Annotated in this window: 15 protein-coding genes; 4 read left to right on the top strand and 11 right to left on the bottom strand. The window is 56.2% G+C overall.

Annotated features, from left to right (window positions below; translation table 11 throughout):
* Window positions 1-102: 102 nt before the first annotated feature.
* Together AC2FFF_RS08980 and AC2FFF_RS08975 are read right to left on the bottom strand one after the other, a co-directional pair.
* A complete protein-coding gene (locus AC2FFF_RS08980; RefSeq protein ID WP_496750631.1) occupies window positions 103-798 on the bottom strand; it encodes a GNAT family N-acetyltransferase in 696 nt (231 codons plus the stop codon).
* A 302-nt stretch (window positions 799-1,100) separates the two neighbouring features.
* A complete protein-coding gene (locus AC2FFF_RS08975) occupies window positions 1,101-1,325 on the bottom strand; it encodes a DUF1127 domain-containing protein (RefSeq protein WP_282022500.1) in 225 nt (74 codons plus the stop codon).
* A gap of 131 nt (window positions 1,326-1,456) precedes the next feature.
* Here AC2FFF_RS08975 and AC2FFF_RS08970 point away from each other — a divergent pair, with 131 nt between their 5' ends.
* The 3 genes from AC2FFF_RS08970 to AC2FFF_RS08960 are packed head-to-tail and all read left to right on the top strand — an operon-like array spanning window position 1,457 to window position 3,084.
* Window positions 1,457-2,374, top strand: coding sequence for a LysR family transcriptional regulator (locus tag AC2FFF_RS08970; protein ID WP_282022501.1), 918 nt, complete (start codon window positions 1,457-1,459; stop codon window positions 2,372-2,374).
* Window positions 2,375-2,395: 21 nt separating this feature from the next.
* Window positions 2,396-2,713: a carboxymuconolactone decarboxylase family protein gene (locus AC2FFF_RS08965; protein ID WP_281995615.1), complete on the top strand. Its 318-nt coding sequence runs from the start codon at window positions 2,396-2,398 to the stop codon at window positions 2,711-2,713.
* Between the two features lie 53 nt (window positions 2,714-2,766).
* A complete protein-coding gene (locus AC2FFF_RS08960; RefSeq protein ID WP_281995687.1) occupies window positions 2,767-3,084 on the top strand; it encodes a uroporphyrinogen-III C-methyltransferase in 318 nt (105 codons plus the stop codon).
* 752 nt (window positions 3,085-3,836) lie between these two features.
* On the opposite strand, the gene AC2FFF_RS08955 is transcribed toward AC2FFF_RS08960, so the two are convergent.
* The 6 genes from AC2FFF_RS08955 to AC2FFF_RS08930 form a co-directional block, all read right to left on the bottom strand.
* On the bottom strand, window positions 3,837-5,015 hold the full coding sequence (locus AC2FFF_RS08955) for an acyl-CoA dehydrogenase family protein (RefSeq protein ID WP_142638596.1): 1,179 nt from the start codon (window positions 5,013-5,015) through the stop codon (window positions 3,837-3,839).
* Between the two features lie 121 nt (window positions 5,016-5,136).
* On the bottom strand, window positions 5,137-6,228 hold the full coding sequence (locus AC2FFF_RS08950; protein WP_246097261.1) for an AraC family transcriptional regulator: 1,092 nt from the start codon (window positions 6,226-6,228) through the stop codon (window positions 5,137-5,139).
* A 128-nt stretch (window positions 6,229-6,356) separates the two neighbouring features.
* Window positions 6,357-7,541, bottom strand: a complete 1,185-nt coding sequence (locus AC2FFF_RS08945) for an acetyl-CoA C-acyltransferase (RefSeq protein WP_496882921.1) — start codon at window positions 7,539-7,541, stop codon at window positions 6,357-6,359.
* Window positions 7,538-9,658 carry a 3-hydroxyacyl-CoA dehydrogenase NAD-binding domain-containing protein gene (locus AC2FFF_RS08940; protein WP_496882920.1) on the bottom strand — a complete coding sequence of 707 codons (2,121 nt, stop codon included), beginning with the start codon at window positions 9,656-9,658 and terminating at the stop codon, window positions 7,538-7,540. The genes AC2FFF_RS08945 and AC2FFF_RS08940 overlap by 4 nt, the downstream gene beginning before the upstream one ends.
* A gap of 11 nt (window positions 9,659-9,669) precedes the next feature.
* Window positions 9,670-10,356 (bottom strand): dimethylsulfonioproprionate lyase family protein, encoded by a 687-nt coding sequence (locus AC2FFF_RS08935; protein ID WP_142638590.1) that lies wholly within the window; start codon window positions 10,354-10,356, stop codon window positions 9,670-9,672.
* Entirely contained in the window at window positions 10,353-11,978 is a 1,626-nt protein-coding gene (locus AC2FFF_RS08930; protein WP_496882919.1) for a fatty acid--CoA ligase, read from the bottom strand. The genes AC2FFF_RS08935 and AC2FFF_RS08930 overlap by 4 nt, the downstream gene beginning before the upstream one ends.
* A gap of 216 nt (window positions 11,979-12,194) precedes the next feature.
* Between AC2FFF_RS08930 and AC2FFF_RS08925 the strand changes: the two genes are divergently transcribed.
* Window positions 12,195-13,118: a LysR substrate-binding domain-containing protein gene (locus AC2FFF_RS08925; RefSeq protein ID WP_058277183.1), complete on the top strand. Its 924-nt coding sequence runs from the start codon at window positions 12,195-12,197 to the stop codon at window positions 13,116-13,118.
* A gap of 33 nt (window positions 13,119-13,151) precedes the next feature.
* On the opposite strand, the gene AC2FFF_RS08920 is transcribed toward AC2FFF_RS08925, so the two are convergent.
* The 3 genes from AC2FFF_RS08920 to AC2FFF_RS08910 form a co-directional block, all read right to left on the bottom strand.
* On the bottom strand, window positions 13,152-14,210 hold the full coding sequence (locus AC2FFF_RS08920; protein WP_058274115.1) for a quaternary amine ABC transporter ATP-binding protein: 1,059 nt from the start codon (window positions 14,208-14,210) through the stop codon (window positions 13,152-13,154).
* Between the two features lie 12 nt (window positions 14,211-14,222).
* Complete coding sequence (locus tag AC2FFF_RS08915) at window positions 14,223-15,251, bottom strand: ABC transporter permease (RefSeq protein WP_058274114.1); 1,029 nt, start codon at window positions 15,249-15,251, stop codon at window positions 14,223-14,225.
* A gap of 67 nt (window positions 15,252-15,318) precedes the next feature.
* A complete protein-coding gene (locus AC2FFF_RS08910; RefSeq protein ID WP_142638587.1) occupies window positions 15,319-16,290 on the bottom strand; it encodes an ABC transporter substrate-binding protein in 972 nt (323 codons plus the stop codon).
* Between the last annotated feature and the right edge of the window lie 293 nt (window positions 16,291-16,583).

The raw sequence follows: 16,583 nt of genomic DNA, 5'->3' as shown, positions 1-16,583 counted from the left end.
AGCCTAGCCGGCAAGAACGGTGCTTGGTCCACTTTGCGGGACTTTGAGAGTTTTCGAGTATGTGCTAACGCAACGTTTCGGGACGTTTGCTTCTCCCCCCACTCAAATGAACAAGCGAAATCCCCTGACTTCACCAACGATTTCTGCGGCTTGGGAGGAGGGCGATGACCAGTTTGGATGCAAAACGGCTTTAGCAACGCCCTGATCGATGCACAGCCGAGCATTGTGCTTTGCTGCAAGATGCCTCATGCGGCGGTTCTCTCGCAGGCACATCAATTCAATTGAACTGATGCCCCACTTCCGCGCGATTGCGATAATGCGCTCGAACAGCGCATCACCAATTCCGATGTTTTGCCAATCAGGTTCGACAGAAAAGGCGGCTTCCGTCTTTGTAGATCCGGTCTGGTCGTCACCGCGGAGTTCGGCGACGCCCCTCCGACGCCCTTTTGCAAACGCGCCACAGAGAATGCTGTCATAATGAGGAATGCTCTGAACGTAGGTCGTCAGACTCTCGTCGCTGACAGTCCACCAGAACCGCGCGCGCCGAGCTTCGGCGTCGAGCCGTCGAAAGTGCTCGCAGATCTCGTTTTGCTCGGCTGGATAGAGTCGGCGAATGGCAAAGTTTTGATGATGTCTGAGATGGACAATCGCCTTGTCGCTCCGATTGCAGACGTGGGTTGGGCCAGCACCTTCGGGAGGAGGTGAAGGTGCTGGCCCAAAAGCATTGGCGGTCCCTGTTGATATTTTTCGTCGCCGCTGCTTTTGCTGGCTTACTCTGGGAGGAGCGAGGACCAGCAATTCTTGTTCAAGTTCGCAAGCAATCCTCGGATTGGGGCCCGCCGCATTGGTCTTGGTTTTTTCCGTCTGTTTCCTGCGCCATGAGCCGTTCCGCGTACTGCAGAATCTCGGAGCGCGTGATGCCGATCGCGGCCAATTGCTGATCGCTCATGTTCGCCAAAACCGACTTCGTCCGGGCTGCATGTATTGCCTTCAGAACGGATTTCGCCATTGCTGTGGATCTTGCCGCAAATCTGTAAATCGCGTTGGACAACGTGCCCAAGTTGGCTTTGTCAGGTCGGATCGTCGCGGTTGAGTGGACACTAAACGCCATAAGCCGCCTCCAGCGCCAGTTTTTGGATGCCGTTGCGGGGAATTCTCAGATCTGCCAGATCGCGGTCGGTGAGCATCGAAAGCTCGTGGTAGGTGTCGCGATAGATCTTCCGTTTGGCCTGCGCGTCGCGAATACCGTCCCAATTTTGATGAATTATTAAGCGGCTGACGTCCAGAACGGCGTCCAGCCAACTGCTTGAGCGTGTGATTGCCATGTTCGCGCCTCGTCTATTGCTGCGGTGCGGTATTTGTGCCGCACTGCAGAGATAGGAGTGTTTGGTGGCGCTCACAATTTCCGAAATTGGCATAGGCCCTGTGCCAATGTGGAACAGGCAGGTGGTGAGACATGGATATTTCAGCGCAAATGTTGATTTTTGCGACTGTGGTCGAGCGTGGGAGCATCTCGGCCGCCGCGCGATCCATGGGGCAGACCCCTTCGGCGGTCAGCAAGCAGATTGGTTTGCTTGAGGATCATGTTCATTGTCGCTTGCTAAACCGGACCCGGACGGGTGTGTCGCCGACCGAGGAAGGCCATGAACTCTATCAGAAATGCAAGGCGATGGCCGAAAAGTTCAAAGAGGCCGAAGCGCTTATCCTGAACATGGATGGCACACCGCGCGGCAAGCTGAAAATCGCCTCGACCGTCGCGTTTGGAAAGTCGCAGCTGATTCCCGCCTTGCCGGACCTCATGGCGCAAAACCCAGACATCCAGATTTCGCTGGATTTGACGGATCGTGAAATCGATCTGCAAAGCGAAGGGTTCGACGTTGCCATCTGCTTTGCTGAACAGCGCAAGGATCCCGACATCGTTGTTCGCCGCATCATGCAAAGCCGCCGGGTGCTTTGTGCCGCGCCTGCCTATCTGAAGCGCCGAGAAACGCCGAAGTGTTTCGCAGATCTGGCCGATCACGATTGCCTTCGGATCGCGGGCAGCAGCAGTCGCAATACGTGGCACGACGGTGACGACAGCTTTGACGCACAAGGGACTTTCGAGGGCAACAGCACCGACGTGATCTTTCGCGCCGCACTTGCTGGCATCGGGATCGCCCGATTGCCCTGCTACATGGCGAACCCGCGGTTCTTCTCGGGCGAGTTGGTGCACGTCATTCCCGAATATTCCCCGGCCAGCACGGACATCGTCGTGATGTTTGCCGATCGGCGCAATCTGGCCCCGAAGACACGGGCGTTCGTTGACTTCCTGGTGCGTGAATTCAGCGATGCCCATGATAAAAATCGCGACCAGATCGCAAATACCGGAACCTGACATATCAAGAAGGCCTTTGGCGTGACTCAAACCACAACCGACATAGGACGGGAGCTTTCCGAACGGCTGAACCCTGGAATGGAAAATGCTCTGAACGAAAGATACGGACACCTATTGCCCGATATGGCCGAGGGCTTGGTGGGTTTTGCCTACGGCCTGCAATTTGCCCGCCCGGAATTGCCTCTGCGTGACAGATACTTGGCGACCGTCGCTGCTCTCACAGCGCTTGGCGGTCAAACGCGGCCGCAGTTGAAGGTGAACATTGCCGGAGGACGCAAGGCGGATCTCACTCAGAAAGAGATCGCCGAAGTGTTCGAAGCCGAAGGCCGCAATGACTGACTTGAGCTTCGAAAGGAAATTTGCTGCGAGGTCACGCCTAGCCGCAAGATAGCATCAACGCGCTGGTCGTGTCCGAAGCGCGAAAAGGACGCCGGGTTGTGCGCCTGAAATCCGGGGACTCGGGAATATTTGGACGCGCGACTGAGGAGATCAAAACGGCGCGGGCCGCTGGTATTCCCGTCAAAATGGTGCCGGGTGTCACCGCCGCTTGCGCCGCTGGTGCTGGATTGACGCGCAGCCTGACCGAACGGGCCGTTGCCAATACCCTTGTTCTGGCGACCGGTACCGGGGCCGCCGATGATCCGACCCCAGACAGCACGCGATTGTCAGGGCCAGGCATGACAACCGCACTTTACATGTCCGTGCGCTAGGCCGGTCGGATGTTCGCGTAATGGATTGCGGAAGGCTTGCCGCGCGACACGCCAGTCGATATCTGCGTTGTTGTATCCAAGCCAAGCCAGAGACACCTGACGGCAACTGCAGCTTCTGTCGCGCCAGTTATCGAGGACAACGGCATCTCCGGCTGCGCAATCCTGTTGGTGACCTGGCCCCAAGGTGTTGCCAAAGATGCCGCGATGCCAAAGTCTGTCTCAAGGCTAAGAGCTCCGAACGAGGGTTCGGCGGCCTAAGCACAAATCACTGGGCATTGAGATTGAGCAAACGCGTTAACACCGCCGACATTGAAACGTCCGGTCCGGCGACTTCGCCTGCAAGGCAGCGGCGAGCGTGCCGCAGTTGCAAACCGATGCTGCACCAGCAATAGCTGCAGGTGCACAAGGCGGCTTTGTCCGCAAGGCGGACATTCAGCGGAATTAACCGAACGTCTGCTTCGAGCCCATTCTGTAAATTCGGCTTTCCTGCTGCGTGCGCTCGCAGCGTGGAAAATGCTGCATCAGCGTAAGATTAGGTGCTGCCGCGCAGTGGGAAAACCAGCCATTCGTGCAGAGCGCAGCAAGGATCAAAGGTCGAATTCACAGATTGCGGACAAAGTGTGAATTCGCTGCGTTTGCACCAAGGTCTGCAATCTCGAGTAACCGGCCGCACGTGTGCGGCCGATCTTTCGATTTTACCGATCTGTGAGGAGATTTTCAGGTTGGTTCCGCTTCACCGGGGGGTGGAACGTTCAGCCGGTTTCACCAAATCCTTTCGGTACTGGCAAATCAGGCAAGGTTGCCGCTCGTTTTTGCAGGGCCCGCCCGATAACTACACGGCTGATTTCGGTTGTCCCGTCCACAATCCGCAGCATTTGTGCGAGGCGGGACAAACGATCCAGACCATAAGGCTGCAGCAGACCCATACCGCCCAACACTTGCGTACAGGTGTTCGCAACCTTCACTGCGGCATCTGGCACAAACCGTTTGGCATGAGCGGCCATCAGAGGGCCTTCGGGTGTGCCAAGGGATTCTGCCGCCTTTCGATAAAGCAGCTTGGAGGCTTCAAGATCGGTCGCAACCTCACCCAGCATCCACTGGATTCCGTCCAGATCGAGGTTCTTGCCGCCAAACATCTTGCGGTTCTTGGAATAGGACAGAGCCGTATCCAATGCGGCTTGCATCAATCCACAGCATCCTGACGCAATCGACACACGGGCGATATCGATCGCCATGAGCGAGCCTTGCAAGCCCTGACCGATCGGCAGGATGATGTTGTCTTCGCTCACCACCACCTTGTCCATGTACATCTCGGCCAGAGGCAAGAAGCTGTAGGACGGGGTATCATAGAGCGGTCCAAAGCTGAGGCCCGGCGCGTCGGCGGGAATGGCGATCATCGCCATATCCTTGTGGCCGGGTGCGTCACTGGTTTTGACCACGGTGAAATAGACATCAGCCTCACCGGCCAAGCTGACCCATGCCTTCGCACCGCTGATCGTCCAAGTGCCGTCATCATTGATCTGGGCGCGCGAATACATGTTTGTGGCATCCGAGCCGGATTGCGGTTCAGTCAGTGCAAAGTTCGCCAGTTTGCGCCCCGAAGTCAGATCCCGCGCCCATTTTTCCTTGAACGCATCCGTGCCATAACCGCAGCCCGCGAAGGTGCAGATGTTATGCATCGACAGGGCAAAGGCATAGGCACCATCGCCCAACCCCAGTTGTTCATAGACCTGAATGCCCTCTGCCAGTGGCAAGCCCTGACCACCAAACTCCTCGGGGGCGTAGAGCCCCGTCAGGCCAGCGGCCCCGGCCTTGTCAGACGCATCACGGGGCCACTTCTTTGCGGCGTTCCAGGCGTCCACATTGGGCAGGATGACCTGCTCGGCGTGGTCGCGTGCGGCTTGGAGTATGGTGGCGAGTTTGTCTGACATTGGTCGGTCCTTTCAGGGGCGATCATTCTCATATGACGCCATAACCCCGCAGCCACGGATGGCCGGATTGATGGGCTGTAAAGGCGAAAATTTAGATAAGAATGCTTTGTTGCAACAAGATTTAGCGATCGGGCTTGCTAAGCTCTATCTCTTGCGCTGACAGATCATTGTCCAAAAGTGACAAAAACGGCGCCTTACGTTTTTTCCTGCGGTAGGAGCTTGGCCTGCTGCCGGTCCAACGCTGAAAGGCCCGATGAAAGTTGGCAGCCGAGGAAAAGCCCACATCCTGCGCAATTGCCTCAACGCTTTTGCGCCCCGCCTGCAGGTCGCGGATCGCGGTGTCGCGGCGCAGGGCGTCTTTTATGGCCTGAAACGACGTGCCATCCGCCTGCAACCTGCGGATCAGGGTGCGCGGGGTCATGTGCATTGCGGATGCTGTCTGGGTCAGGGTGGCCGCGTCCCATCCCGCTTGGCCCAGATAGGTGCGCACGCGCAGCGATTGGGTGTGTTCACGCGACGAGGTGAAAATCCAGTCCCGCGGCGCGTTTTGCAAAAACCGGTCAAGGTCAGCGGTGCTGCGCGTCTGCACGGGACCCAGTGCATTCGGATCGAACGAGATTGCGGTGGCGGGCTGGCCAAACCGCAGCGATGCAGGAAAGATGATCGCGTAATCCTGATCAAAGTCCGGGCGATCAAACGCGAAATCAACGGCTTTAACCGGAACCTCATGCCCTGCCAGCCAAGACATGAGCCCGTGGGCAAGTTTGAGGATCAGCATGTGGCCAAACCGTTGCACAGGCGCATCTGTTTGCGGGTTCAGGCTCAGTGTGAGGGCGCTGTCAGTGTCATCCAGATCAAACTGATAGTCATCCAGCAGCAAATTCCAGAAGGTCGAAAACCGGTAAAGTGCAGATGGCAAGGATGTGGCTTCGCGCACTGTCGTCAGAAGGTGTTGCAGGGCACGCGGTCGCACGGGCCTGCTCCAAAGCCCCATCATCTCATCGCCGGTCTCAACTGCAGCAAGTTGATAGAGGCAAACGATCTGATCCAGCGTGACGCGACCATTCGGCGAGCGCGTATCCGCGTTCAGACCGGACCGGCTCAGCAGCGAAGCCATCTGCGCCTCTGGGCACAGGGCACGCAGCGCCGCCAGCCAGTCATCGACAAACTGGCTGGAAACCGTGGAAAGGATCGTTGGCGCGACATTGGTCATAACGCCTCAGGAGGTATCACCAATTCCGGTCGACATGAAACGCAGGCTTGCAGATGGCGACCCTCGCAGATGACAGAATGTCAATGTCTCAACCAGATAACGCTCTGCTTGAACTAATTTCAGTGGGGTCAGGCGACTTCGAACAGTGCTGCGGCGCCCATGCCTCCGCCGACACACATGGAGGTCACCACGTATTTCACGCCACGACGCCTCCCCTCAATCAGAGCATGCCCGACTTGTCTCGCACCTGTCATGCCGTAGGGGTGGCCAATCGATATTGCACCGCCGTTCACGTTGTAGATTTCGGGATCGATCCCAAGATGGTCACGGCAATACAGAACCTGGCAGGCAAAGGCTTCGTTAAGCTCCCAAAGGCCGATGTCTTCGATGCGAAGACCTGCATTCTTCAGCAGCTTTGGAATTGCAAAGATCGGGCCGACCCCCATCTCTTCCGGTGCGTTTCCTGCAACAGCCATGCCGCGATAGATACCTAGCGGTGTGAGGCCCTGCTGCTCAGCCACTTTGCCTTCCATGAGCACACAAGCCGAGGCCCCGTCAGAGAGTTGGCTTGCGTTTCCGGCAGTAATCACGCCTCCTTCGACAACTGGGTTCAATGCCCCGAGAGTTTCGGCCGTCGTGCCCGGCCGGTTGCCTTCGTCTTTTGACAAGGTCACCTCGTCCAGGGTTTCCTCTCCGGTTTCGCGGTTTTTGACCCGCTTTATCGCAGTGATCGGAACGATCTCGTCATCAAAGGCGCCAGCGGCCTGAGCCCGGGCCGTCCGACCTTGGGAAAGTGCAGCGTATTCATCCTGGGCGTCACGACTGATCCCATATACCTGCGCCACATTTTCCGCCGTCATCAGCATCGGCATATAGGCATGTTCAGATTGGGCGATAACGTTTGGATCTTTCTCATCGCCCGCCCATTTCAGATAGGCATTCTGCAGGGCGGAAATATTCTCCTGCCCGCCAGCGACGGCAACGTTCTGACCATCCACGATGATCTGCTTTGCAGCCGTCGCAATGGCCATCAACCCGGAGGAGCATTGCCTGTCGATCGTCTGTCCTGCCACCGTATTGGGAAAGCCCGCAGCCAGCGCCGACAAACGAGCGACATTCATGCCTGCTGTTCCCGCAGTCAGGACCGATCCGATGACAACATCTTCGATCAAACCGGGGTCCACGCCTGCACGTTCAACCGCGTGCTGCATGGCGTGCCCCATCATGGTAGGGGACTTGATGTTGTTCAGCGCACCTTTGAAGGCAACCCCAATGGGGGTTCGTGCGGTTGAGACGATAACGGCTTCTCTCATGATTTTTCCTTTTTGGCATCAAAATGTGCGTCAAGTGTCACGCCCGAGGTTGCAAGTTGTTCCAGCAAAGGCGCAGGCGTGAACCACATCTCACCATAGGCACCTAGCGACTGCCGATAGTGGGTCATGCGTTCCATAATCTGACTTAATCCAATCTCGCCAGCATAGTGCATTGGGCCGCCGCGCCAGTTTGGGAAGCCATAGCCATTGACCCAGATCAGGTCGCAATCACCCGGGCGCGTTGCAATTCCCTCTTCAAGGATCAAGAAGCCCTCGTTGATCAGGGGGAACAGACAACGCTCAAGGATTTCCTGATCGTCGATGTCCCTGCGCTTCACGCCATGCAGGTCCGCCAGCTCGGAACTGATTTGAACCATCTCTGGGTCTTCGACCCGTGTCCGCCCCTCGTAGACATAGCTTCCTCGCCCGGTTTTCTGACCCAGTCGGCCTAGTTCAAACAACCTGTCCTGCACAGCCTGGTATGTCGGGTCATGCGCGATTTCACTACGCCGTTCCTGACGCACGCGTGCGCCCACATCGACTCCGGCCAGATCTGCCATCGCATGAATACCCATGGCCATGCCGAAGCCTTCAAGGACGTCATCCACCTGTTTCGGCGTCGCCCCCTCTAGAAGCAGACGGGATCCTTCGCGGAAGTATGGTTCCAGCATCCGGTTTCCAACAAAGCCGTAGCACACGCCAACCGTGACAGGGAGCTTTCGGATCTTCTTTGCGACCGTGATTGCCGTTGCAATGACATCGGGAGCGGTCTTGGCGCCCCGCACCACCTCTAGCAAGCGCATGACGTTCGCCGGGCTAAAGAAATGGAGACCAATCACATCCTCCGGGCGGGACGTGACCGTGGCTATTTCATCAAGATCCAACGTCGATGTGTTTGAAGCCAGTATTGCGCCAGGTTTGGCGTGTAGGTCTAACGCTTCGAAAATCTGGCGTTTGACATTCATGCTTTCAAACGCCGCTTCAATGATCAGGTCAGCCTTCGCAAGGCCTGCATAGCTGAGCGTCCCGGTGGCGTTGGCGGAGATTGCCTCTGCCCGATCGGCACTGAGCCGCCCTTTTTGAGCCGCACGCTGGAAATGCTCCCGGACCTTTTCCAGCCCCTGTTCCAGCGCAGTTTGTGTGGTTTCCAGAAGCGTGACCGGATATCCCGCCTGCAGAAAGGCGATGGCAATGCCGCGCCCCATCGTTCCGGCACCGATCACGGCGACCGATGAAATGCTACGTGGTTGGTCAGCACGGGTAACGCCGGGAACCTTGGTGCATTCACGCTCTGCGAAGAACAGATGCCGCCCCGCGCGCGATTGAGGTGTGTCGAGCAGTTCAGCGAAACCTGCCTTCTCTTGTGCCAACCCCTCGGCCAGCGGCAATTCGCACGCGGCCTCGATGGATACCAAGCAGCGTTCAGGGGCGACAAGGTTTTTGGACGTGTGCGCTATCTGGTCTCGGAAACCCGTCAGATATCCCTTCGGATCAGGGTGTGTGACGGTCATATCCATGCAACCGCGTTTCGGATCGCCCTCATGGCTGACACGGGTGGCGAAACCCAAAACATGCGCGCGAAAATCCTGGTCGTTCTCAAATAGTGCGTCGACCAGCCCACAAGACAGGGCATATTCGCCTTTCACGGGATCACCCGAGAGGATCATTTGCGTTGCCGCTTCCAGCCCGGCAATCCGGGGTAGTCGCTGGGTGCCTCCGGCACCAGGCAGCAGCCCCAGTTTGATCTCAGGTAGGCCCATCACGGCATCCGGCGTGGCGACACGGTAATCACAGGCAAGCGCGATCTCCAGCGCACCACCCATCGCGGGACCTGCTATCGCGACGATAATGGGTTTCTTGCTGGTTTCAATCGTTTCACACAGGTCTGGCAAGTCCGGCTTGTCCCAAACTGCCCCGGTACGGAACTCGACGATGTCAGCGCCGCCGCAAAAGAGCGGCAGAGCCGAACATAGAACGATGGCTTTGACCTGTTCATCGGCGTCCAACTCGTGGATGGCCGAGGAAAGCGCCAGTCGCATCTTGAGACCAAGAGCGTTCACTGGCGGGGCATTCAGCTCAATGAAAGCGACACCCTCGGTATGTTTAATGGAAATCATGTTTGGAAACCTCAATTGGACTGTTTGGCAAGATCTTGTTCGATCTCTGCCCAATCGTCGAAGTGGATTACATTGCAGGGTGAATTCACGTTCTCGAGCCAGACAAAGACGGAGATGAATGGCTGGTCATAGACCCGGGTGGCGTGGGGATCGCCCGCCGCGTTCCAGATAAGTGATCCAGCCGGATAATCCTGCCAGTCACGGGTGCCAAACCGCCAACCAGATTTCTCGGAAAGGTTCAGGTACAGTTCTGGCGCGTCGTGGTTGTGGTCGCGATACAGCGTCCTTGGTCCCAGCATGAAAATGCCAAGGTTGAAATCGAGATGGTGATATCCACATGCATCCGGCCCGATCAGCAGAGTATGCAGGTTGCACCTTGTGTATCCCTCTCCCAAATCGGCACCGGGGGGATAGAATTGGGCGTTGTCTTCGCGCCAGATCAGATCATCCTTGGCCGCTTTCAGACAGCCTGCGATTTCCTGCAATTCCGGGGCTGCAATCCCGGCGACAGCGTTCTTCAGAACCTCATCATGCCGGGTTCCATGGGGAGGTAAGTCAATGAGCTTCTCATCGGACAGATCCATGGCTGCCAGCTTGTCCAACGTCAGATCAACGCCGCGCGTGGCAGCTCTGTGAGCCTGCAGATAGGTGACAATCGATTGAATAAGCGCCTGAATACGACGTTGTTTGTCTGTCATGATTTTAGGTCCGAGCGCGTTGAAATATCTTGCCGCACGAGTTTCTTGTCGAGCTTGCCGACGCTGGTTTTAGGTAGGCGGTCGACAAAGATTAATTCGTCTGGAACTGCCCATTTTGAGATCTCGCCTGCGTCAACCCACGACTGGATTTCTTCCATGACTCTCAAGCGCACAAGATCCGGGTCGGCATCCTTTGCGGCTTGAGCGACCAACACTGGCCTTTCGCCCCATTTCGCGTGCGGCAGCCCGATTGCTGCGACGTCCTCAACGCCGCTGCAAGACGATGCTATGTTTTCCAGTGCCAGTGAGGATATCCATTCGCCGCCGGTCTTAATCACATCCTTGAGGCGGTCAGTAATCTGCAACGATCCATTCTCGCGGATATACCCAACATCCCCGGTATGCAGATACCCACCGTCCCAAAGCTCATCCGAGGCTTGCGCATTATCCAGATAGCCTTGTGTCAACCAGGGAGCCCGAGCAACAACTTCGCCGGTTGTTTCGCCGTCATGTGGGACGTCCTGCATATCCGATGTCACAACACGAAGGTCGACAAGAGGGCCGGGAAAGCCGGTTTGCGCCTGCATCTCGGGGTCATTGCTGGACAAATCGGCCACCGTCAGAAACGGACAGGTTTCGGACATCCCATAGGCCGCATGTAAGGATATGCCTGCCGCCGCGGCGCGGTCCTGCAGGCCTCGCGGCAAAGCGGCCCCGCCAATGATCACTTTCCATCTGTCCAGGTCAATTTGTGGGCAGCCCGGATGGTCGAGCACCATTGACAGAACCGTGGGCACGCAGTGTGAAAAGGTGACGTTTTCGTCTGCAATCAATCGCAAGATTGTGTCAGGGTCATATCGACCGGGATAGACCTGACGCAGCCCCAGCATCGTTGCGGCATATGGAAATCCCCAGCCGTGGACGTGAAACAAGGGCGTCAGCGGCATGTAGACGTCGCCGCGATGAAATCCGGCATTCCCGGGCCATGCGCCGAAACCTGCGATCAAGCTCAATGTGTGAAGGACCAACTGCCGATGTGAATAGCTCACCCCCTTGGGATTGCCGGTGGTCCCGGTTGTATAAAACAAGGTTGCCGTTTGGTTTTCATCGAAGTCCGGGAAGTCAAAGCTGCCTGGGGCTTTGCCTATCCACTCTTCATATCCTTCTCCGTCTCCAATCGGCACGATGGTGATGTCCCGATCAAAGCCCGATTTGATACCCTCAATGAGCGGCATGAAATCGCGGTGCACGATGATCAGATCCGGTTGTCCATGGTTGATCGTATAAAGAACCTGAGCAGGAGACAGACGCACGTTGATCGTGAAAAGGGACCCGCCCATCATCGGGATCGCGAAAAAACACTCAAGATAACGGTGCGTATCCCAATCCATGACACCAACGCGCATACCCTCATGTATCCCGCTCGCCTTTAAAGAATTGGCAAGTTGGCGCACGCGTTTGCCCAAGTCCGCATAGCTCAACCGCATTTCGGTGCCGCTGACGATCTCTTGGCTGGCTGACGCGAGCTGGGATCCGGCCAGCAAGTGTTTAATCAGCAACGGATAGCCATATGCATTTGGCGAGGGTGAAAGTGGTGGCATGAAGGTGGAATCCCATAACATCTCTATCTGCTAATCTGGCATTTCTCACCCCGTGGAAGAATTGAAAGAAATTTCCTTTCATCAAGAAATTCTAACCGATCACATCGCACCGCGAATTGCGTGCTACCCCCTGACAGGTTATGAAAAAGAGTATCAATACCCTGCTATGTTCGCGCCCGTCGTCGGATAACTCTGCTTGAGGGTAAGCAGAATTGATTTCATCGAGGAGATGCAGCAATGACCACTCACATGCCCACGCTGGTTTCACTGCGCGCTTTTGAGGCGGTGGCGCGTCACAAGAGTTTCCGAAAGGCCGCTGACGAGATTTGTGTGACGCATGCGGCAGTCAGCCACCAGGTCAAAGCATTAGAAACAACAATCGGTGTTAAACTACTGGAACGCACAAGCCGTTCGGTCGAGCTAACACCGGCTGGCGAGCAATATTACCCGCCGATACGCGAACACATTCAGGGAATCATCAAAGCCACTCGGCGCATCCAGACACCTGAGGAACCGGACGTGTTGCTCGTTCAGTCCTACGCAAGTTTCAATACAATGTGGTTACAGCCCAGATTGGCAGACTTTCTTCAGGATAATCCGGACACACGCGTGCGCATCGTCTCTACTTTTGAAGACGGTGATTATGACATGCACCGGTTCGATGTGGGCGTGTTCAACGCGCCACCATTTGACAAACGGTTTGACTATAGCCCCTTGTTCGAAACGGATATCTACCCGGTATGTGCTCCGGAGGCCTTGAAAACCGCAAGCGGTGGAATGCCGCTGGAAGAGCTAAGAAATTTCCTGTTGCTGAGTGTCCCAAACACATGGAATGAGCCGGATGACTGGGACTGCTGGTTGGATGCGGCGGGCTTAGATCGCGAAACGATGAAATTTGGCTCTGTTTTCGACAATTACCCGCTGGTCCGTGAAGCTGTTCTAAAAAATCACGGTATCAGCGTCGCAAGAGCACCGTTTTGCACGCGTGACCTTGAAAGGGAGCGCCTGGTCAAACCGTTTGATATTTCGGTGCCCGAGCCAGGCAGCTGGTATCTGGCGACGCAAAAAGAACGTGCACCCAACCCAAAGCTCGATACGTTTGTTGACTGGCTGTTCGAACAGATCGAAGCCGACCCAACCATGCGGCTATTTCGGGCCTGATCTGATGAATTCCAGCTTTGTCGTCAGCGCGCGTCAGGACTGACGTGCGCCTGCTTCGGATGCGACGCGAGGGACGAGTGCGCGAACCAGTTCAGTCATATCCAGTGAGCCGACTGTCTTCTCCCCATCCTTGACAACATAGGCGTGTGACGTATCCCCGCCGGACCGCGCGATCATGCTTTCGAGCGTGTCGTTCACGTCCACTTCGCCATGGGCATCTTCTGGCACTTGGCCACCGTCCAGCGGGGTCATGATCGAGCGGACCCGCAGAACCCGTGCTCGGTTGATGTCGCTCACGAAGTCTTCGATGTAAGGATCGTTGGGGTTCAACAGAATATGCTGCGGCTCGCCCTGCTGCACGACAAAGCCGTCTTTAAGGATCACAAGGTGATCGGCCAGCTTCAACGCCTCATCTAGATCGTGAGTGATGAAGATGATGGTCTTGTGCAGCTCTTTTTGCAGCTCGAGCAGCAGGTCCTGCATGTCTGTTCGGATCAGTGGGTCAAGAGCCGAGAAAGCCTCGTCCATCAGCATGATCGGTGTGTTCGCGGTCAGCGCCCGGGCAATGCCCACACGCTGTTGCATCCCACCGGACAATTGCGCTGGATAATGGTTCTCGAACCCGCTCAGACCCACGCGATCCAGCCACTTGGCGGCTTCACGGTCGCAAGTCGCCTCGTCCTCGCCGCGCACCGAGAGCGGCATGCCTGCGTTCTTCAGCACGGTTTTGTGCGGCAAAAGCGCGAACTTCTGGAACACCATCGACATCTTTTCCTGTCGAGCATGGCGCAACCCGTCCTCGGACAGTTGCATCACGTCCTCACCCTGCACGATGATCTCGCCCGCAGTGGGTTCGATCAACCGGTTCAGGTGGCGGATCAGAGTAGATTTCCCAGAGCCGGACAGGCCCATGACCACTGTGATTTCCCCCGCCTGCATATCGACGTTGATGTTGTTGAGCCCCAACACGTGCCCGTGCTGCGCCAGCAATTCTTCCTTGCCCATGCCTCCTTTGGCATGCTGCAACACGTCCTTGTCGCGGGCGCCAAAGATTTTATAGAGCCCGGACAGGCGGACCATTGGTTGTGTCATTGAACCGGCTCCTTAATGTTTGACTTGGGTCTTATCGACCCGTGTGAGAGCTGCCTTGGATACGCGGTCAAGGATCACGGCCAGCAGAACAATGCCGATGCCCGCGACGATGCCCACACCCAGTTCAAGGTTTCGGATACCGCGCAACACGTTCACGCCAAGGCCAGGGGCCGAAACAAGAGAGGCGATCACGACCATGGCAAGGCTCATCATGATGGTCTGGTTGATTCCGGCCATGATATTGGGCAGCGCTAAAGGGAGTTGCACCCGCATCAGTTTCTGGCGGTCCTTCATGCCAAAGGCATTGGCCGCCTCGATCACATCCCTGTCGACAAGCCGGATGCCAAGGTCGGTCAAACGGATCACCGGCACAATCGCGTAAAGGATGATCGCAATCCCGTACAGTTTGGATTCCGTGACCGAGAACAAGAAAATCAGAGGGATCAGGTACACGAATGTCGGCAGGGTCTGCAGCAGGTCGAGCAACGGAACGACGCCTTTTTGCAATCGGTCGGATTTCGACATGGCAATTCCAATGGGCACACCGAACAGCACCGAAATCGTCGTACACACAAAGACGATCGACAGGGTTTGCATCGCCACATCGTAGTGGTCTACGAGGGCCAGCATCATAATCGAGGCGGCCACGAAGATCGTCACAGGGCGCGAACGTGACGCGTACCAGGAAATCGCCACCAGAAGCGGTACCATGATGAACCATGGCGTCGCTTCAAACAGCCAAAGTGCGCCATCCAATATCCAGCTCAATGGCTGCGTGATCGGGTCCAGAACGGTTTTCAGGACCGGTTTGGCTGCCAGAAACCCTTCTTCGATCCCGTTGGTTACATCGCGCGACTGCCATATGCGGTTGCAGCTTTCGTGCAGATTATCAAACGAGGGAATTGGAATGAGCGGCTCAGAGGCCTCTTCTCCTCCTGCTTGCGCCGCAAGATCAGCCAGCGAAAGAGGCGCTTTGTCATCGGACGTGCCACACCATTCGCTCAAACCCAATGCGCTGAATAACTTGTCATAGAAGGCCATTTTTCCCACTTTCCGATCTACTTCAGTGCGTTAGGGGCATCGCTGAGGATGCCCCTGTCCATGCAGTTTACTGCAGCAAGGCGGAAAGTTTGTCGCGCGCAGCATCGTTAAGCCACGCCCCCCAGACATCCTTGTAGGTTGTTAGGAAATGCACCGCGCCTTCATCGTAGGAGGCATTGTTGTCTTCAACCCATGCCAGCGTTTCGCCCATCTGAGCGTTGGTGAAGGATAGATTTGTCATCAGGTCAGACACTGCTGCGTTTTCGGCCATGAATTCTTTCGACAGAACTGTAACGACTTCACTGCGGGGGAAGGCGCTCATTTCTGGCGTCGCGCATTCCGCTGTGATGTTGCAGGCGTGCTTTTCAGGGTCATGGGGGCCCATATCGACCAGGGTCATCGGGTATTTGCCCAGTACCGATGTTGGTGCCCAATAAAAGCCGAACCATGGCTCTTTGTTTTCGTAGGCGGCAGCGATCGAAGCCGCAAGGGTTTCGCCTGATCCATGCACGAAGTTTTCAATGCCTGCATCAATCAGCCCGCCTGCCTTCATCAGGTTGGTGCTGACATTTAGACAGGTCCATCCCTCGGGGCAGTTGTGAAAGCGATTTCCGACGAGTTCGGGGTTGGCTGCGATGCCTTCAATTGTTGCCAGTTCCGGATGCTCTTCCACAAGGTAGTTCGGAACAAAGAACCCTTCGACACCGCCATCTGACAAAACTTCGGTCACAGGAATGATCGCACCTGAAGCAACCAGCCCTTGGTAAGCCGGCGCGCCGTTTGTCCAGATTTCAGTCAGAATATCGGGCTCTCCGGTCTCGGATACGGATGCCAGCGCAGGGTTGCTCGAGAGCGGAACCGTGGTCACTTCGCAACCATAGCCTTGCTCCATCAGAAACTTCGAGACCGCGGTCACAATTTGCGCTGACCCCCAATCGGCCTGCATCAGTGATACTTCACCGCATTCGTTTGCCTGGGCCGCCGAAGCGGTGATTGCCGCAGCAAATACGCACCCGAGACCCGCTGAAATCTTGAACATTTCTTTCCTCCTTGTCATCGGCGAAACAGGGGCAGAGAAACGCTCCAAGCCAAAATTCGCCTTGTTTGTAGTGATGATTTGTACCGACAGGCCTAATGGCAAAAAACTGAAAAGAATTTTGGATCATGTACAATTGTTTACAGGTGGAGAGTTGAAGCCAGGCTCGAATTTAGTGACCTCCGTTCCAACGAAAGCTTCTTAGATGTAAATCCATAGGTGGCTTATGCGTGTGTATTATTGCCTCTTCTCAGGAGTCGGCAGGAGGAGTGATCAAACCCGGGGACGTCCGTTCT

It is taken from the genome of Ruegeria sp. YTSA226 (assembly GCF_059609905.1).
The sequence above is the reverse complement of the archived record's forward strand: the minus strand, read 5'-3'. Positions and strand labels throughout refer to the sequence as shown.